This window comes from Streptomyces sp. NBC_00400, assembly GCF_036048035.1.
In the GTDB taxonomy this organism is placed as follows: Bacteria; Actinomycetota; Actinomycetes; order Streptomycetales; family Streptomycetaceae; genus Streptomyces.
In genome coordinates, this window is record NZ_CP107940.1 from 5,106,734 (window position 1) to 5,124,072 (window position 17,339).

General features: G+C 71.5%; 17 protein-coding genes. 12 read left to right on the forward strand and 5 right to left on the reverse strand.

What is annotated here, in order from left to right:
- Positions 1-9 precede the first annotated feature (9 nt).
- Entirely contained in the window at positions 10-1,194 is a 1,185-nt protein-coding gene (gene hutI, locus OHS81_RS22445) for an imidazolonepropionase (RefSeq protein WP_328386469.1), read from the forward strand.
- A gap of 185 nt (positions 1,195-1,379) precedes the next feature.
- Here hutI and OHS81_RS22450 read toward each other — a convergent pair whose 3' ends face one another.
- On the reverse strand, positions 1,380-2,318 hold the full coding sequence (locus OHS81_RS22450) for an RNA polymerase sigma factor SigF (RefSeq protein ID WP_328391346.1): 939 nt from the start codon (positions 2,316-2,318) through the stop codon (positions 1,380-1,382).
- Between the two features lie 261 nt (positions 2,319-2,579).
- On the opposite strand from OHS81_RS22450, the gene OHS81_RS22455 reads away from it, so the two are divergent.
- From OHS81_RS22455 to OHS81_RS22480, 6 genes are all read left to right on the forward strand, one after another.
- Entirely contained in the window at positions 2,580-2,948 is a 369-nt protein-coding gene (locus tag OHS81_RS22455; protein ID WP_018093152.1) for an STAS domain-containing protein, read from the forward strand.
- A 171-nt stretch (positions 2,949-3,119) separates the two neighbouring features.
- Positions 3,120-3,617 carry an ATP-binding protein gene (locus OHS81_RS22460; RefSeq protein ID WP_328386470.1) on the forward strand — a complete coding sequence of 166 codons (498 nt, stop codon included), beginning with the start codon at positions 3,120-3,122 and terminating at the stop codon, positions 3,615-3,617.
- A 297-nt stretch (positions 3,618-3,914) separates the two neighbouring features.
- Complete coding sequence (locus OHS81_RS22465) at positions 3,915-4,640, forward strand: LPXTG cell wall anchor domain-containing protein (protein ID WP_328391348.1); 726 nt, start codon at positions 3,915-3,917, stop codon at positions 4,638-4,640.
- 101 nt (positions 4,641-4,741) lie between these two features.
- A complete protein-coding gene (locus OHS81_RS22470) occupies positions 4,742-5,755 on the forward strand; it encodes a COG1470 family protein (protein ID WP_328386471.1) in 1,014 nt (337 codons plus the stop codon).
- Entirely contained in the window at positions 5,752-7,005 is a 1,254-nt protein-coding gene (locus tag OHS81_RS22475; protein ID WP_443058747.1) for a hypothetical protein, read from the forward strand. The genes OHS81_RS22470 and OHS81_RS22475 overlap by 4 nt, the downstream gene beginning before the upstream one ends.
- Entirely contained in the window at positions 7,005-8,477 is a 1,473-nt protein-coding gene (locus OHS81_RS22480; RefSeq protein ID WP_328386472.1) for a hypothetical protein, read from the forward strand. Before OHS81_RS22475 ends, OHS81_RS22480 begins: the two co-directional genes overlap by 1 nt.
- Positions 8,478-8,589: 112 nt before the next feature.
- Here the strand turns inward: OHS81_RS22480 and OHS81_RS22485 are convergent, their stop codons facing one another.
- A complete protein-coding gene (locus OHS81_RS22485) occupies positions 8,590-10,095 on the reverse strand; it encodes a peptide MFS transporter (RefSeq protein WP_328386473.1) in 1,506 nt (501 codons plus the stop codon).
- A 504-nt stretch (positions 10,096-10,599) separates the two neighbouring features.
- Here OHS81_RS22485 and OHS81_RS22490 point away from each other — a divergent pair.
- The gene (locus OHS81_RS22490; protein ID WP_030086430.1) at positions 10,600-11,280 is read left to right on the forward strand and encodes a response regulator transcription factor; all 681 of its coding nucleotides are present in this window, start codon (positions 10,600-10,602) and stop codon (positions 11,278-11,280) included.
- A gap of 6 nt (positions 11,281-11,286) precedes the next feature.
- A complete protein-coding gene (locus tag OHS81_RS22495) occupies positions 11,287-12,534 on the forward strand; it encodes an ATP-binding protein (RefSeq protein WP_328386474.1) in 1,248 nt (415 codons plus the stop codon).
- Positions 12,535-12,574: 40 nt separating this feature from the next.
- Here the strand turns inward: OHS81_RS22495 and OHS81_RS22500 are convergent, their stop codons facing one another.
- Positions 12,575-13,084, reverse strand: a complete 510-nt coding sequence (locus tag OHS81_RS22500; protein ID WP_328386475.1) for a GtrA family protein — start codon at positions 13,082-13,084, stop codon at positions 12,575-12,577.
- A 188-nt stretch (positions 13,085-13,272) separates the two neighbouring features.
- Positions 13,273-13,698 carry a protease inhibitor I42 family protein gene (locus tag OHS81_RS22505; RefSeq protein WP_328386476.1) on the reverse strand — a complete coding sequence of 142 codons (426 nt, stop codon included), beginning with the start codon at positions 13,696-13,698 and terminating at the stop codon, positions 13,273-13,275.
- A 186-nt stretch (positions 13,699-13,884) separates the two neighbouring features.
- Between OHS81_RS22505 and OHS81_RS22510 the strand changes: the two genes are divergently transcribed.
- The 3 genes from OHS81_RS22510 to OHS81_RS22520 are packed head-to-tail and all read left to right on the forward strand — an operon-like array spanning position 13,885 to position 16,756.
- Positions 13,885-15,003, forward strand: a complete 1,119-nt coding sequence (locus OHS81_RS22510) for a 5-(carboxyamino)imidazole ribonucleotide synthase (RefSeq protein ID WP_443058863.1) — start codon at positions 13,885-13,887, stop codon at positions 15,001-15,003.
- Complete coding sequence (gene purE, locus OHS81_RS22515; RefSeq protein ID WP_328386478.1) at positions 15,000-15,572, forward strand: 5-(carboxyamino)imidazole ribonucleotide mutase; 573 nt, start codon at positions 15,000-15,002, stop codon at positions 15,570-15,572. Before OHS81_RS22510 ends, purE begins: the two co-directional genes overlap by 4 nt.
- Positions 15,569-16,756, forward strand: a complete 1,188-nt coding sequence (locus OHS81_RS22520) for a dipeptidase (protein ID WP_328386479.1) — start codon at positions 15,569-15,571, stop codon at positions 16,754-16,756. Before purE ends, OHS81_RS22520 begins: the two co-directional genes overlap by 4 nt.
- A gap of 46 nt (positions 16,757-16,802) precedes the next feature.
- On the opposite strand, the gene OHS81_RS22525 is transcribed toward OHS81_RS22520, so the two are convergent.
- A complete protein-coding gene (locus tag OHS81_RS22525) occupies positions 16,803-17,174 on the reverse strand; it encodes a VOC family protein (protein WP_328386480.1) in 372 nt (123 codons plus the stop codon).
- Positions 17,175-17,339: the final 165 nt, after the last annotated feature.

Genomic DNA, 17,339 nt, shown 5'->3' on the forward strand with positions numbered 1-17,339 from the left:
ACCCCCGCGATGACGACGACCTCCACGCCGACCACCACCGCCATCACCCACATCTCCCAGCTCGTCACCAACGACCCCTCCCTGGGTGAAGGCCCCCTCGGCCTGATCCAGGACGCCACGGTCGTCATCGACGGCGACCGCATCGCCTGGGTCGGTGCCTCCAGCAAAGCACCCGCCACTGACAACGCCGTCGACGCGGGCGGCCGGGCGGGTATCCCCGGCTTCGTCGACTCCCACTCCCACCTGGTCTTCGCGGGCGACCGCACCGCGGAGTTCAACGCCCGGATGTCCGGCCGCGCGTACTCCGCCGGCGGCATCCGCACCACCGTTGCCGCCACCCGCGCCGCCACCGACGAGGCCCTGCACGCCAACGTCGCCCGCTACCTCGCCGAGGCGCTGCGCCAGGGCACCACCACCCAGGAGACCAAGTCCGGCTACGGGCTCAGCGTCGAGGACGAGGCCCGCGCGCTGCGCATCGCCGCCGAACACACCGACGAGGTCACCTTCCTCGGGGCGCACATCGTCCCGCCCGACTACGCCGACGACCCGGCCGGCTACGTCGATCTGGTGACCGGTCCGATGCTGGAGGCCTGCGCCCCACACGCCCGTTGGGTGGACGTCTTCTGCGAGCGGGGCGCCTTCGACGGTGACCAGGCCCGTGCCGTGCTCACCGCGGGCAAGGCCAGGGGCCTGGTGCCGCGGGTGCACGCCAACCAGCTCGGCCACGGCCCCGGCGTCCAGCTCGCCGTCGAACTCGGTGCCGCCTCCGCCGACCACTGCACCCACCTCAGCCCGGCCGACATCGACGCCCTCGCGCAGTCCGACACCGTCGCCACCCTCCTGCCGGGCGCCGAGTTCTCCACCCGTGCCCGGTGGCCCGACGCCCGCCCGCTGCTCGACGCCGGCGCCACCGTCGCGCTGTCCACCGACTGCAACCCCGGCTCGTCCTTCACCAGTTCCATGCCGTTCTGCATCGCGCTGGCGGTCCGCGACATGGGGATGACGCCCGACGAGGCGGTGTGGTCGGCGACCGCGGGCGGCGCCCGTGCCCTGCGCCGTACGGACGTCGGACGGATCGCGCCCGGCGCCCGCGCCGACCTCGCCCTCCTGGACGCGCCCTCGCACGTCCACCTCGCCTACCGGCCGGGCGTCCCGCTCGTCTCGGCCGTGTGGCACAAGGGAGTGCGCGTCTGACGCCCGCCCGACCGCAGTGACCTCCGCGCCGGCTCACGCAGCCGGCGCGGACGGCCTTCGGCACCGGCAAGAGAAAGCTCTGCGCACCGGCAAGCAAGAGAGGGCCCGCCCCGAGCAACCCCGGGGCAGGCCCTCCTTTGCGCGGGCGGCTGCCGGCCGCGCGGACCGGCAGGGACCGCGGTCCCTCACTCCTCGACCATCAGCCCCTTGCGGAGCCGCACGAGGGTGCGGGAAAGCAGACGGGAGACGTGCATCTGGGAGATGCCCAGCTCTTCGCCGATCTCGGACTGCGTCATATTGGCGACGAAGCGCAGCGAGAGGATCTTCCGGTCGCGCGGCGGGAGTTCGGCGATCAGCGGCTTGAGGGATTCGACGTACTCGATGCCCTCGAGCCCGTGGTCCTCGTAGCCGATGCGGTCCGCCAGCGCGCCTTCGCTGTCGTCCTCCTCGGGCTGGGCGTCCAGCGAGCTCGCGGTGTACGCGTTGCTCGCGGCCATGCCCTCGACGACCTCGTCACGGCTGATGTCGAGGCGTGCGGCGAGTTCGTGCACCGTGGGGGCGCGGTCCAGCTTCTGCGCCAGTTCGTCGCCCGCCTTGGCGAGGTCCAGACGCAGCTCCTGCAGACGCCGCGGTACCCGCACCGACCAGCTGGTGTCACGGAAGAAGCGCTTGATCTCACCGACGATGGTCGGCATGGCGAACGTCGGGAACTCGACACCACGGCTGATCTCGAAGCGGTCGATCGCCTTGATCAGGCCGATGGTGCCCACCTGGACGATGTCCTCCATGGGCTCGCTGCGGGAGCGGAACCGGGAGGCCGCGAACTTCACCAGCGCGAGGTTGAGCTCGACCAGGGTGTTGCGGACGTACGCGAATTCGTGGGTGCCTTCCTCAAGCGTCTCGAGACGCTCGAAGAGGGTCTTGGACAGAGCCCTCGCGTCCACCGGGCCCACCTCGTCGAACGGCGGGATCTCGGGCAGCCCCTCGATCTCGGTCAATCCCGCCAGATCGGATTCGGCAGGGACCAACTGGGAAGGGATGTGCCCGGTCGGGTCGGACGGGGGTGTCGACGATGCGGGCTGCCGGGTGTCGTCGGTGCGCAATTCGTCGAGCCGGGGTGACATGGTCTCCTCCATCGTTCTCGGCATATGGCTGCCGATGCCTCTACGCGAAGCTGCGGTGTGCGGCGCCTCCAAAGCCGGCCGTTTCGAATGTGTGCTTCTACGCCTACCTGGCTTTGCCTGAAGATGGCAAGTACGCGTTGTCCATATATTGGGCAATACGCGGATTGTTCGGCTACCGAGAGGCGTCGGGAAGGCGTAGGGTTCGGACGAGCGCAGTAGGTAAGCAAACAGTCGTCTAGACAGCAGGAGAGGTGCGCGCGCATGGACCGCGGGACGGTCGGCAGTGCAAGCCGGGGGCGGCTTCATGTCGAGATCCGCCATCACGGCGCCAGCGCGGTCGTGACGGTTTCGGGTGAGCTCGATCACCACACCGCAGATCTGTTGCGTGAGTCACTTGAAGGCTGTGTGGACGACGGATATGCACGCCTGGTGGTGGACTGCTCACCCCTTGAGTTCATGGACTCCACCGGTCTCAATGTGTTGCTCGGCGCCCGCCTGAAGGCGGAAGCCGAGGGGGGCGGAGTCCACTTGGCCGGAATGCAGCCGGTAGTCGCCCGGGTCTTCGAGATCACCGGCGCCGAGGCGGTTTTCACGGTGCACGACTCCCTCGACGCGGCCCTGGCCGACTGACACGGCGACGGTGTCCGGAACGTTGCATTCCGGGCACGTAGTCCGTGTCACAACTTCCGTACCCAAGAAGTGGGTGTTCTCACGGTCCGGTCGGGCAGGAGACATCTGAATCCGTTGAATCAGTCAGTATCTGTTTTCCGTGAACAGGCGAATCGGTGAGGTGAAGCGCTGATGAGCACCACCCGGCCGTATCCGCCGGGCGATCTCGGCCCGGAGCCGGGCGGCGCGGGTGCTTCCGCCGCCCCGGCTGCCCCCCCGGTGGGTCAGATCCGCCGGCTGCGCCTGGCGGGCACCCGAGGGGCCGTGGCGCGCGGCCGTGACTTCGCCCGGCAGGCGCTGCACGACTGGGGCTGGCTGCCGGCCGCGAGCGCCGACCGGCGTGCCGCGGCCGAGGATGTGCTGCTCGTCGTCTCGGAACTGGTCACCAACGCCTGCCTGCACGCCGAAGGGCCCGAGGAGCTGCGGTTGCGCAGCACCGGCAAAGTGCTGCGCCTGGAGGTCAGCGACCTCGGCGCGGGCTCGCCGGCGCCGCGCAGCCCGCACCGCCCGGGCCGCCCCGGCGGTCACGGCATGTTCATCGTGCAGCGCCTGTGCCTGGACTGGGGCGTGGTGCGCAACGCCGACGGCACGGGCAAGACCGTCTGGGCGGAGCTCGCCGCGCCGTCCTGAAGGGCGGGCGGATACCGCCGGGGAAGACAAGAGCTGAGCGCGGGCCCGAGGGCCCGCGCTTTGTCGTGTGGGACGTTCCCCCTGCCCACGGCGCCCCGGATCCCTGCGCACCCCGGGCCCCTTCGTACCTCCGGACCGGTGTGCCGAGGCCGGATTTCCCCGCCGCGCGGCCCCCGGGCCGATCGGGGCTGTGCATTGCCTTCCCTCGGCAAGGTCCCCGGCGTACCTTGAGCGGCCAATCTGATGTGCCGTCAGTAACGTCCGGCGGTGCGCTCACCGGGAGAAGGGGAATCCGAGGTGGCCCGCTTCTACGAACAGCACGGCAGGCGCCCGGGCCGGGCGGCCGGTGTCGCCGCGGCCGTGGCGATGGCGGCGGGGTCCGCGGTGATGCTCACCGCGCCGGCTGCCCATGCCGAGGTCGTTGACGTCAACTACCAGTGCAAAACGCCGATCGGCAGCAAGGGTGCGGTCTCGCCCATCGACATCACGAGCACGCCCAGCGGTGGCGCGTACAAGCTCGTCATGTCCTTCCGCAAGGGGGTCTCCTCCAGTCCCGTCGAGCTGGGCAAGGGCGCCATGAAGCCGAGCGCGCTGATCACGCTGGGCGGCGCGGAGAGCGGTACGGTGCCGGTCGCCGGGCCGCCCAACGACCAGGCCATTCCGGCCAACACCCCGATCAAGATCAGTGACTTGAGCGGTACGTACACCCCCAAGGGCAGCGGCAAGGTGACCTTCACCGCCTCCACGCTCACCATCAAGGCGCTGGGCACCACCACCACGTGCACGCCCGCCAACCACCCCAAGCCCTCGCTGACCCTGGACGTGAAGGGGACCGGCGGCTCGGGCGGTGCCTCGGGAAGCACCGGTGCTGCGGCGGCCGGCGGCGGGGGCTCCTCGGGCGGGCAGCTGCCGCAGACCGGACCCGCGGACTCCGCCCTCGCGCTGGGCACCCTCGGCGGCACCGTGCTGCTGGCCGGCGCGGCCGGGGCGCTCTGGCTGACCCGCCGTCACCAGCGGGTGTGACCCGCCGCGTGGGGCGCCAGGACCCGCGTGGTGCACCGTCGTTCTCCGCCCGCCCCATGCCCGGCCGGCACGGGGCGGCCCCCTTGCACCAGGAGCCGCCGATGCCCTTCCGTCCCCGCACAGCGGTCAGCGGTGTGGTCCTCGCGACCGCCGCCGTGCTGCCGTGCTCCGCCGCTGCCGTGGCCCGGCCGGCCGCCGCCCCGGCGCCACCGGGCTGGTCCGCGGCGCCCGCGCCCGGTGACGGCGCCGCGCCCGGCACACCGGACCGCCCGTACTTCTACCTGGAGGGCGCGCCGGGCACCGTCATGAGCGACCGGCTGTCCCTGAGCAACCCCACCGGCCGCACCGTCACCGTACGGCTGCGCGGCTCCACACCCGGCTCGTGGCTCACGCTCGCCTCGGCGGAGGTGAAGGTTCCGCCGCACACCCGGGCGAGTGTGCCGTTCACGGTGACCGTGCCGCGGGATGCCGCCCCCGGTGAGCGCTCCGGCTCGCTGCTCGCCACCGGCGGCCGGGGGAGCGGCGCGGACGGGCGGGACGCCGTACCGGTCCATCTGCGGGTGACCGGGCGGCCGTTGTCCGCGCTGACCGTCGAGAAGGTGTCGGTGCGCGGCCGGGGCGGTGCGGCGCTCATCCGGTACACGCTGGTCAACCGCGGCAACACGGTGCTCGCGCCGCGCCTCGCGGTCCGCGCCGACGGGCTCTTCGGCCCCGTGTTGCGGCGGGCCCCCCGCGCCCTGCCGACCACGCTGCGGCCCGGCCAGGGTGTCGATCTGACGGAGAAGTGGGCCGATCCGCCCCGCCTGGACGCGGTGGACCTCCGGCTCACGGTGACAGCGGGCGGCGGCGCCCACGGGTCCGCCACCGCCACGTACACCACGGCCCCCTGGGGTGCGGTGGCCGGAGGGATGCTCCTCCTGGTGGCCGGCGTGGGCGGACCGGTTGTCGTACGCCGGCGGCGCCGGGCACGGGGCGCGAGCGAGGTGCCGGGCGCGCGCGGGGCAGAAGGCGCCGGGACCGCGGCGGGGACGGCCGGTGACGCGCCACCGCCCGGCGGCGACCGGGCGGACGCGGCGGGGCAGTTGGCCGGTACCGGACCAGGAGCGCGGTCGTGACCGGCGGCACCGGGCGGTTCCGCACCGGCCCGGCAACCCGCACCGTACGCGCCGCACGCCCCACACTCCCCGTACGGCAGCGGACGGTGGCCCTGCTCCTGCTCTGCCTGGCACTCGTGGCGGCTCCGCTCCCGGCAGCCGCCGCGCCCGCGGCCCCGTATGCCGCCGACGGCGCCCCCACCGTCCACCTCTCCCGGAAGGAAGCCGGCAAGGGCGGCTCGCTCACCGTGACCGGCCGTGGCTGGCGGCCCAGGGCGCTGCTCACGCTGCTGATCTGCGGGCAGAACATGATCGGCGGCACCAATTCCTGTGCCAACGGCGACGGACGGGCGGTCACCACCGACTCCCACGGCACGTTCCGCAGGCGCCTCCCGGTCGCCGAGCCGCCCAAGCCCTGCCCTTGTGTGGTGCATGCGGCAACCGTGACCGGTGAGGCGGCCGATGCGGATGCCGTCTTCACGGTGGCGGGCCACCCGGTGGCGCCGCTGCCCGTGGAGAGCGCCGGCGGCCGGCTGACCGTGCTCGCCCAGCCGCGACTGGCGGGCGGCAGCGGCCTGCTGACCTGGTTCGGCGCCCCCGCACAGCGCCAGTTGACCCTCACGGTCGGCAATCTCGGCTCGGCACCGGCCAAGGACCCCGTCTTCCGGGTCGGCACCGCGCACGGGGTCTTCGCGACGGAGTGGGAGGAGCAGCAGTGGCGGGGGACCGTACCCGCCGGGAAGAAGGCCGAGGTCACGCTGCCGGTCGAGCTGCCGGCCGGCGCGCACGGGGACTATCTGGTCTCGCTCGCATACGGCGGCAAGGTGCTGGCCGAGCAGCCCTGGGGCGTCGGCAGGCCCTGGGGCGTGACGCTCTTCTGGGCGCTGCTCTGCGTGGTGGTCCCGACGGCGGTGTTCCGCATCGGGATGGCACTCGTGGACCGGGTGCGCCCGCGCCGGACGGGCGGCACCCGCAGGCACGGCGCAGAACGTACGCCCACGACCGGGCGTACGCCCACGACCCGACGCACGTCCGAGACCGGACGTACGCCCACGGCCGAAGGCATGCCGGCGGCCGGACGCACCCGCGCGGCCGGCCTCGGACCACGCATCAGGAACCGGACCGCGAGCAAGGGCTCCACGGCCGGCCCCGGTACACCGGGTGGCCGTGCCGCACTGCCGTGGTTCACCCCGGACACCGCACCGTCCACCACCACATCAACCGAACGACCGACATCAACCGAACGACCGACGTCGAAAGGTTCAGCGTGATGAGGCAACGGAGGAGAGCCGCGGTGGCATCGGCGGCCGCGCTGGTGCTCGCGGGTGCGGGCATCATGGCAGCGGCCGGGACCGCCCAGGCCGCAGAGGTGTCGTACAAGACGGAGTGTCTGCCGCCGCCGATATCGGGGCTGCCGCCGGTCGAGGGCACCACGAAGGTGGCGGTCAGCGCGCCGGAGACGGCCAAGGTGGGCGACGAGATCGAGGTGGTCTGGAAGACCGTCGAGGGAGCGTCCAAGAACCCCGACATCCTCGATCTCGGGGAGAACACCGTCCAGCCGACCGGCACGATCAAGGTGGCCGGGGCGCAGACCGGCGATCTGGCCATGCAGGGGCCGCGGCAGAACCCGCCGATCCCCAAGGGCAGTCCGATGAAGCTGTCCGACATGAAGGGCAAGCTGAAACTGTCGAAGCCGGGTGAGGTCACCCTGACGCCCGGTTTCTACAACATCAACGTCAACAAGCCGATCTCGACGGACACCAAGTGCTCGCCCAAGGAGACGGTGAAGCCCGCGGTCACCATCAAGGTGACCGACGGCGGGGCCGGTTCCGGCGGCACCACGAGCGGCACGACCACCGGAACGACCAGCGGCACCACCAGCGGGACCACGAGCGGCACCACTACCGGGACCACCACCGGCACGACCGGCGGCACCACAACGGGCACGACCGGCGGGACCACCGGCGGTTCCACCAGTGGCACCACCACCGGCGGCACCGACGGCGGGGCGACCACCGGCTCGTCCGGCGGTACGACCACCGGAGGCTCCGGCGGCGACCCCGACGGCACCGCGTACAAGGGCAAGGAAGTACTGGTCCCGTACGCCTGCAAGACGCCCATCGGGGACAAGAAGGCGACCTCGCCGGTCCAGATCAACGCCGTGAAGAAGGCCGGCAGTTACGACCTGACGGTGAAGTTCAGCAAGTCCGTGATGGACAGTCCGGCGGACATCCCCAAGGGCTCGGTGAAGCCGTCGATGGACGTCAAGGCCGGTGGCGCGGACAAGGGATCGGTGAAGGTCGAGGGGCCGGCGAACGCCGATCCGATCAAGTCGGGGCAGCCGATAGCGATCCCCGATCTGAAGGGCACCTACAAGCCGGGTGCCACCGGCAAGGCCACGCTCACCCCGGGCGTGCTCACCGTCAACGCCCTCGGGACGACCACCACCTGCACCCCGGAGAAGGACCCGGGAGTCTCGCTCGCCCTGGACACCTCGGCCCAGCAGGGCGGCACGTCCGGCGGCACGTCCAGTGGTGCCACCGGCGGCGCCGCGGCCTCCGGTGGCGGCGCGGCGGGGCCGGCCAGTGTCTCGGGCGGCAGCGGCAGCAGCGGCGGCCTCGCCGAGACCGGAGCGGGCGACCACGGTGCGCTGACCGCGCTCGGCCTCCTCGCCGGGACGGTCATCCTGCTGGGCGGGGCGGTCTTCACCTTCCTGCCCCGGCACCGGGCACGGGTCCGCTGACGCGGCACGTCCCCGGCGCATAGGCGGGGTTCGTCCCCACGGACGCACGAAGGGGGCGTCGCACCGGCGGTGCGACGCCCCCTTCCGCTGTCCGGGGCCGGGCCGGCAGGCGTCAGTTGACGCTGCCCATCAGCTCCTTGATCCGCTTGCGGGACGTCCAGATGCCGAGGCCGGCGATGACGGCGAACACGGCCTCCACGGTGACCGAGGCGGCGGTGTTCAGATTGACGTTCAGCTGCGGCGACGTCAGCAGACCTGACACCGAGTCACCCGCGGTGACCGCGAGGAACCAGACACCCATCATCTGGGAGGTGTACTTGGCGGGCGCCATCTTGGTGGTGACCGACAGTCCGACCGGGGAGAGGCACAGCTCACTGACGGTCTGGATGAAGTAGATCGCCACCAGCCACATCGGGCTGACCTTGCCGCCGCCCGCGGCGGTGTCGATCAGCGGGATGAGGAAGACCGCGAACGAGATGCCGATCAGCGCGAGGCTGGAGGCGAACTTGACCGCGGTGCTGGGCTCCTTGTCGCGCCTGTTCAGCCACAGCCACGCCGACGCGACCACCGGGGCGAGCGCCATGATGAAGAGCGGGTTCAGCGACTGGTACCAGGACGTCGGGAAGTGGAATCCCAGCAGGTCGTTCGTCGTGGAGTTCGCGCCGAAGATCGACAGGGTGGAGCCGTTCTGGTCGTAGATCATCCAGAAGACGGCGGCGACCGCGAAGAACCAGATGTAGCCCGAGAGCTTGGACTGCTCCAGCTCCGTGAGCTCCTTGTCGCGCTTCATGCGGACCAGGACCGCGATCGGGATGACCAGGCCGGCGATGGTGATCGGCATCAGCGCCCAGTCGGCGAAGTTACCGGTCACGCCGAGCAGGGTGTAGAAGACGGCCGCGACGGTCAGCCAGATCAGGCCCTTGCGCAGCACGGACGCCTTCTCCCGGTCCGTCGCGGGCTGGGAGACGACGCTGCTCTCCGGGCTCAAGTGGCGGGTGCCGAGCAGGAACTGGGCGAGGCCGAGCGCCATGCCGACGGCGGCGAGCGTGAACCCGAGGTGCCAGTTGACGCTCTCGCCGACGGTGCCGATGGACAGCGGGGCCAGGAGGGCGCCGATGTTGATGCCGATGTAGAAGAGCGTGAAGCCACCGTCACGGCGCGGGTCTTGCGGGCCGTCGTAGAGGTGGCCGACCATCGTGGAGATGTTCGCCTTCAGCAGGCCGGAGCCGATCGCGACCAGCACGAGGCCCGCGAAGAAGGACGCCGCGGAGGGCAGGGCGAGCGTGATGTGGCCCGCGATGACGACGAGGGCACCGATGGCGACCGTCTTGCGCGGTCCCCAGAAGCGGTCGGCCACCCAGCCGCCCGGCATGGCGAGCAGGTAGACCATCGCCATGTACACCGAGTAGATCGCCGTGGCCGTGGTGGCCTGCATGTGCATGCCGCCGGGCGCGATCAGATACAGCGGGAGCAGAGCCTTCATGCCGTAGAAGCTGTAGCGCTCCCACATCTCGGTCATGAAGAGCGTGGCCAGTCCGCGGGGGTGGCCGAAGAAGGTCTTGCCGCCATCCACAGGGTTCCCCTGCTGGGCCGCGTCCTTCGTCAGGCTGGACGCCATGGATGTTTCCTTGCTGCTACGGGACGCGTTCGCTGGCCGATACGCGCCCGGGTGGGGGGGGTGACCGGCACCGGCGTAGCCCCGCCCGCCCCCACGTCCGGGGGGTTCGGCACCCCCGCGAGGGGCCGTCAGGACGGTCGTACTCCGGATTCCACGCCCCCCGTCTAGCAAGCGCGGCGGACCCGGTCGACAGGTCGATCACTGTCCATCAGGGCTGGCGATTCCAGCCCGGTACACAACGAGGGACCGTTGACGTCAGTGGAGAGTCAAAGGTCCCGGTGGTTGAGCGGTGGACGTCCTGCCACCATACGTCTGGTGGCAGGACTGTTGGGCTGCGTGAGACAACGCTCACACCGGCACGGGGAACTGTGAGCGCCCCTGCGGCTACCACGCGCCCTCGCATGCGCCCGGGGCGTCCCCGGCTCACGCTGCAGGAACGGTCCGTCGTCGGCCATCCGCGCTGGTCCGCCCCTCGGCCCACGGACATCGGACTACCATCGGGCCATGACCCGTGTACTGCTCGCCGAGGATGACGCGTCCATCTCGGAGCCGCTCGCCCGCGCACTGCGCCGCGAGGGTTACGAAGTCGAGGTGCGCGAGGACGGCCCGACCGCCCTCGACGCCGGTCTCCAGGGCAATATCGACCTCGTCGTCCTGGACCTGGGGCTGCCCGGCATGGACGGCCTGGAGGTTGCCCGCCGGCTGCGCAACGAAGGCCATTCCTTCCCCATCCTGGTGCTGACCGCCCGCGCCGATGAGGTGGACACCGTCGTCGGCCTGGACGCCGGCGCCGACGACTACGTCACCAAGCCCTTCCGGCTCGCCGAACTCCTCGCCCGGGTACGGGCCCTGCTGCGCCGCGGCTCCACCGCCGAGCCCCAGCAGCCGCCCGCCACGCATGGCGTACGGATCGACGTCGAGTCGCACCGTGCGTGGATGGGTGATGAGGAACTGCAGCTCACGGCGAAGGAGTTCGACCTGCTGCGGGTCCTGGTGCGGGACGCAGGACGGGTCGTCACCCGCGACCAGCTGATGCGCGAGGTCTGGGACACCACCTGGTGGTCCTCCACGAAGACGCTCGACATGCACATCTCCTGGCTGCGCAAGAAGCTCGGGGACGACGCCGCCAACCCCCGCTACATCGCCACCGTCCGCGGAGTCGGCTTCCGCTTCGAGAAGAGCTAGGGGCCCGTGCGCCGCCGCCTGATCAACTCCACGCTCGCCGTGGTGCTCGTCGTGATCGCCGTCTTCGGTGTCTCGCTCGTCATCGTCGAGACCCGCACCATCCAGGCCGGCGCCCAGGAGAGCGTGGCGTCCGAGGCGGTCCGGCTGGTCGGGATAGTGGAGAGCCGGCTGGGCAGCGGCGAGAAGATCACCCCGGACATCCTCTCCGAGCAGATCACGGCCAAGCGGTACGCGAAGATCAAGGTGCCGGGCAAGGCGCCGATCGAGATCGGGACGCGGCCCTCGGGCGAGGTCATCCAGTCGCAGGTGAGCGGGGACCGCGGTGAGTCGGTCACGGTCCAGGCCTCCCGCTCCATGGTCAGCGCGGAGATCGGGCGGACGCTGCTGGTCATCCTGGCCGTGGCGCTGCTGGCGATCATCGCGGCCGTCATCCTGGCCGTCCGCCAGGGCCGCCGGCTGACCGCGCCGCTCACCGACCTCGCGGAGACCGCCGAACGGCTCGGCTCCGGCGACCCCCGCCCGCGCCACCGCCGCTACGGCGTCCAGGAGCTGGACCGGGTCGCCGATGTGCTGGACGCCAGCGCCGAACGGATCGCACGGATGCTGACCGCCGAACGGCGGCTGGCCGCGGACGCCTCGCACCAGCTGCGGACGCCGCTGACCGCGCTGTCCATGCGGCTGGAGGAGATCACGGTCACCGACGATCCGGACACCGTGAAGGAAGAGGCCACCATCGCGCTGGCGCAGGTGGAGCGGCTGACGGACGTCGTCCAGCGGCTGCTGACCAATTCCCGGGACCCGCGCAGCGGCTCCGCGGTCGCCTTCGACCTGGACGAGGTGGTCAAGCAGCAGATCGAGGAGTGGCGGCCGGCCTACCGCAGTGCGGGGCGGGCCATCGTGCGCTCCGGCAAGAAGGGGCTGCGGGCCGTCGGCACACCGGGCGCGGTCGCCCAGGTGCTGGCCACCCTGATCGAGAACTCGCTGATGCACGGCGACGGGACGGTCGCGCTGCGTACCCGCGTCACCGGCAACCAGGCGGTCGTCGAGGTCACCGACGCCGGGCCCGGGGTGCCGCCGGACCTCGGCTCGCGGGTCTTCGAGCGTACGGTCTCCGGCCGGAACTCCACCGGGCTCGGGCTGGCCGTTGCACGGGACCTGGCGGAGGCGGACGGCGGGCGGCTGGAACTGCTCCAGCAGCATCCGCCGGTCTTCGCGCTGTTCCTGGCACGTGAGGCGGAGCCGGTCGAGGAGTGAGGCCGCGAGCGCCCTTGGGGGTCCCGGCCGGCCCCGGGGGTTACTTCCGGGCGGCGCTGCGCGGGCGCTCCGAGCCGTCGGCGAGGAAGGACTCGGCCCTCTCCACGGCCTCCCGCGCGGGCAGGGCACGGAAGACCCAGGTGCGGTAGGACCAGAAGCGGAAGAGCGTGGCGAAGCCGATGCCGAGGAACTTGAAGACATTGCTCTGCAGCGGGCTGTCCCAGTGGAACCCGTACGTCGCGACGTAGAGCAGACCGTTCTCGATCACCAGGCCGACCGCGCTGAACAGCAGGAAGAGCGTCAGCTCCTTCGTCCGGCCCTGTTTGTCGCGGTCACGGTAGGTGAAGTAGCGGTAGCCGAGGTAGTTGGTGCCGGTCGCCACGACGGTCGCGATGATGCTGGCCCGGACGACGGGGACCTCGGTCAGATGCCGCACGAGGTTGAACACCGCGAAATTGACGACGACCCCCGCGCCGCCGACCGCGCCGAACTTCGCCAGTTCCCGAACGAGCGCCTCCAGCCGCGACCGCAGTGCGCTCCGTTCACTCATGGTGATCGTTCAGCTCCTGTCGTGGGCGGTGTGCGCGGCCGTCGGCCTGTTCTCAAGCTGTTCCGCTTCCTCATGCTAACCAGGGGCCGCGAGCGCTGCCTGCCATCTGTCAGGTCCGTGCGCAACGCCTGGCGGTCCGAACGGGGCAGCACACAGTGACGGCGGACCGGCCCACGGTGACAACGGGATCAGCCGACCGTGACGCGGAAGTTGAGGCTGCGGGCGCCCTTCTCGTCGGCGGCGCCGGTGCCGCAGCGCCGGCAGCGCAGCAGCCGTAAGTCCGTACGTCCCGGACGGACGGCCTCGAAGGCGAGGTAGCGGGCGGTGCCGGCCGGGGGCGGGCCGCCGGTGCCCCCGTGCGCGCCCGCGGCCCTCAGGACGGCCGGGTCGGGGCGGGGCTCGGCGATGATCCAGCGGTAGCCGCCGGCGGGATCGTCGGGGACCTGCACGCTGAAGCGGTCGCCGGCGGAGACGGTGATCTCGGTGTCGTCCGCGTCGTAGACCGTGGGCGCGGATAACTGGCTGAAAACGGAGTGCAGGGCGACCAGCAGCGCGGCGATCGCGACCACGATCACCAGCTTCCTGGAGCCCCCTGATATGCCACTGTTCCCCATCCGGCCTCCCCTTTTGCCGGGCCCGGCCCGGGTGCCGGCCCCGCACCCCGGCCCGAGGGTAACCGCCTGTGCCGATCTTCCACCGGCGATCTTCGAACGTGCGAACTCAGAGGATCATCCAAGCCCGGGTCGGGGCCCGCGCCGCCTTACGGATACCCTGGGGGCGTGACGTTCCCGGTAGTCGGCATGGTCGGCGGCGGTCAGCTCGCCCGTATGACCCACGAGGCGGGTATCCCCCTCGGCATCAAATTCAAGCTCCTCAGCGACACTCCGCAGGATTCGGCGGCTCAGGTGGTCGGTGATGTCGTCATCGGCGACTACCGCGATCTGGACACCCTGCGCGCCTTCGCTCGTGGCTGCGACGTGATCACCTTCGATCACGAGCACGTTCCCACCGAGCATTTGCGGGCACTGGAGGCCGACGGCATCCCCGTACGGCCCGGTCCCGGTGCGCTGGTGCACGCCCAGGACAAGGGGGTGATGCGGGCGAAACTGGACGCCATCGGCGTGCCCTGTCCGCGCCACCGCATCGTCTCCGACCCGGCGGACGTGGAGCGGTTCGCGGCTGAGGGCGAAGGATTCCCCGTGATCCTCAAGACCGTCCGCGGCGGCTATGACGGCAAGGGCGTCTGGGTCGTACGATCCTCCAAGGAGGCCGCCGAGCCATTCCGCGCCGGGGTGCCCGTCCTTGCGGAGGAAAAGGTCGATTTCGCCCGCGAACTGGCCGCCAACATCGTCCGCTCCCCGCACGGCCAGGCCGTCGCCTACCCGGTTGTGGAGTCCCTCCAGGTCGACGGCGTCTGCGACACCGTGATCGCGCCGGCGCCCGGCCTCGATGCGGAGCTCGCGGGCCAGGCCCAGGAGCTGGCGCTGCGCATCGCCCAGGAGCTGGACGTCGTCGGGCATCTGGCCGTCGAGCTCTTCGAGACCGCCGACGGCCGCATCCTGGTCAACGAGCTCGCCATGCGCCCGCACAACTCCGGCCACTGGACCCAGGACGGCGCGATCACCTCGCAGTTCGCCAACCACGTCCGGGCCGTGCTCGACCTCCCGCTCGGCGATCCGCGCCCGCGCGCGCCCTGGACGGTCATGGCCAACGTCCTCGGCGGCGACTACCCCGACATGTATTACGCGTACCTCCATTGCATGGCGCGGGACCCGCAGTTGAAGATCCATATGTACGGGAAGGATGTGAAGCCCGGCCGTAAGGTCGGCCACGTCAACACCTACGGCGACGACCTGGCGGATGTGCGCGAGCGCGCCGCACACGCCGCCGGCTACCTGCGAGGAACGATCACCGAATGACGCCCATGCCGCCCGCACCGAACGCCGACGCCCCCGCCGACCCGTCCCCCGTGGTCGGCATCGTCATGGGCTCCGACTCCGACTGGCCCGTCATGGAGGCCGCCGCGCAGGCCCTCGACGAGTTCGAGATCCCCTACGAGGTCGACGTCGTCTCGGCGCACCGCATGCCCCGCGAGATGATCGCGTACGGCGAGGAGGCGGACGGGCGCGGCCTGAAGGCGATCATCGCCGGCGCCGGCGGCGCGGCCCACCTCCCCGGGATGCTCGCCTCGGTCACCCCGCTCCCGGTCATCGGCGTCCCCGTACCGCTCAAGTACCTGGACGGCATGGACTCCCTCCTCTCCATCGTGCAGATGCCCGCCGGGGTGCCGGTCGCCACCGTCTCGGTCGGCGGCGCCCGCAACGCCGGGCTGCTGGCCGCCCGGATCCTCGCCACCCAGGACCCCGAACTCCTCGCCCGGATGCGGGAGTTCCAGCAGGAGCTGAACGACCAGGCCACCGAGAAGGGCAAGCGGCTGCGCAACAAGGTCGCCTCCCCGGCCGGCTTCGGCTTCGGGGGCGGTAAGTGAGTCCTTCCCTGGACGCCGCCCGGGATCTGCTCGCCCGCTGGCCCGTCGTCGACGGCCACAACGACCTGCCCTGGGCGCTGCGCGAGCAGGTCCGCTACGACCTCGACCGGCGCGACATCGCCGCCGACCAGTCCGCGCACCTCCACACCGACCTGCCGCGGCTGCGGTCCGGCGGCGTCGGCGCACAGTTCTGGTCGGTGTACGTACGCGCCGACTACGCGGGCGACAAGGCCGTCAGCGCGACCCTCGAACAGATCGATGTGGTGCGGGAAATGGTCGCCCGTTACCCCGAGGGACTGCGCCTCGCGCACACCGCCGACGACATGGAGGCGGCCCGCGCCGAGGGCCGGATCGCGTCCCTCATGGGCGCCGAGGGCGGCCACTCCATCCACAATTCGCTGGCCACCCTGCGCGCGCTGCACCAGCTGGGCGTGCGCTATATGACGCTCACCCACAACGACACCATCGACTGGGCGGACTCCGCGACCGACGAGCCGCGCCACCACGGCCTGTCGGCCTTCGGCGAGGAAGTCGTCCGGGAGATGAACCGCTGCGGCATGCTGGTCGACCTCTCCCACGTCTCGGCCGACACCATGCGCGACGCGCTGCGCGTCAGCACCGCACCGGTGATCTTCTCGCACTCCTCCGCCCGCGCCGTCTGCGACCATCCGCGCAACATCCCCGACGACGTACTGGCACAGCTGTCCGCCAACGGCGGCGTCGCGATGGCCACGTTCGTGCCGAAGTTCGTGCTGCCGGCCGCCGTCGCCTGGACGCAGCGCGCCGACGAGAACATGCGGGCCCACGGTCTGCACCACCTCGACACCACCGAGGCGGGCATGAGGGTCCAGCGGGACTTCGAGGCCGCGCACCCCCGCCCGATGGCCACCGCGGCCACCGTCGCCGACCACCTCGACCACATGCGCGAGGTCGCCGGCGTCGACCACATCGGGATCGGCGGCGACTTCGACGGCACCGCCTTCACCCCGGCCGACCTGGCCGATGTCGCCGGCTACCCGAACCTGATCGCCGAACTGCAAGGCCGCAAGTGGTCCGAAGCGGACCTGGCCAAGCTCACCTGGCGAAACGCCGTGCGCACGCTGCGCGCCGCGGAGGACGTGGCGCGCGCCGAGCAGCAGCGGCGCGGCCCGTCCCACGCGACGATCGAGCAGCTGGACGGCTGACGTACCGGGCCGGGGTCCTCACCTCATGCGGTGAGGGCCGGGGCCCTCACTTCATGCAGAGGCAGAACGGGTGCCCGGCCGGGTCGAGATAGACCCGCCAGCTCTGCTTCCCGTCGTCGTGCTGGACGAGCTTGGCGCCCAGCGCGACGATCGTGCGCTCGGCCTCGTCGATCTTCGCGCGCGGGACGTCGAAATCGAGGTGCAGCTGCTGCGGCATGTCCTGGCCGGGCCACTGCGGCGGCCGGTAGCCCTCGGCCACCCGCTGGAAGGCGAGGGTCCGGCCGTCCGGTCCGGCGATCTCGACCCAGTCCTCGTCCTCTTCGGTCACCTGCCAGCCGAGCATGTCCGCGTAGAAATCCGCGAGGGCCCGGGGGTCGGGACAGTCCAGTGCGACAACGCCGAGTGTGATGTGGCTCATGCGGGCCACGATGCCATGCCCAGGGGCACGCCGTGGTGGGATTTCTTGGTCGCTCGCCCACGTTGCCGGCCGTCCCACCGTGGCGCCTGCGGCGGGCCGGTGCCGCCGGCGCGGGGCTGTTCGGCTGCGGGACCGCCCCTCCGGACTCCGTCCTGCGGTGCGGCC

Bases quoted from the DNA above. Each gene is read 5' to 3' on its own strand.
- OHS81_RS22505 (WP_328386476.1), bottom strand. From the start codon at position 13,698: ATGGGGAACAGTGGCATATCAGGGGGCTCCAGGAAGCTGGTGATCGTG.
- OHS81_RS22500 (WP_328386475.1), bottom strand. From the start codon at position 13,084: ATGAGTGAACGGAGCGCACTGCGGTCGCGGCTGGAGGCGCTCGTTCGG.
- purE (WP_328386478.1), top strand. From the start codon at position 15,000: ATGACGCCCATGCCGCCCGCACCGAACGCCGACGCCCCCGCCGACCCG.
- OHS81_RS22450 (WP_328391346.1), bottom strand. From the start codon at position 2,318: ATGTCACCCCGGCTCGACGAATTGCGCACCGACGACACCCGGCAGCCC.
- OHS81_RS22525 (WP_328386480.1), bottom strand. From the start codon at position 17,174: ATGAGCCACATCACACTCGGCGTTGTCGCACTGGACTGTCCCGACCCC.
- hutI (WP_328386469.1), top strand. From the start codon at position 10: ATGACGACGACCTCCACGCCGACCACCACCGCCATCACCCACATCTCC.
- OHS81_RS22480 (WP_328386472.1), top strand. From the start codon at position 7,005: ATGAGGCAACGGAGGAGAGCCGCGGTGGCATCGGCGGCCGCGCTGGTG.
- OHS81_RS22490 (WP_030086430.1), top strand. From the start codon at position 10,600: ATGACCCGTGTACTGCTCGCCGAGGATGACGCGTCCATCTCGGAGCCG.
- OHS81_RS22485 (WP_328386473.1), bottom strand. From the start codon at position 10,095: ATGGCGTCCAGCCTGACGAAGGACGCGGCCCAGCAGGGGAACCCTGTG.
- OHS81_RS22510 (WP_443058863.1), top strand. From the start codon at position 13,885: ATGGTCGGCGGCGGTCAGCTCGCCCGTATGACCCACGAGGCGGGTATC.
- OHS81_RS22460 (WP_328386470.1), top strand. From the start codon at position 3,120: ATGAGCACCACCCGGCCGTATCCGCCGGGCGATCTCGGCCCGGAGCCG.
- OHS81_RS22470 (WP_328386471.1), top strand. From the start codon at position 4,742: ATGCCCTTCCGTCCCCGCACAGCGGTCAGCGGTGTGGTCCTCGCGACC.
- OHS81_RS22455 (WP_018093152.1), top strand. From the start codon at position 2,580: ATGGACCGCGGGACGGTCGGCAGTGCAAGCCGGGGGCGGCTTCATGTC.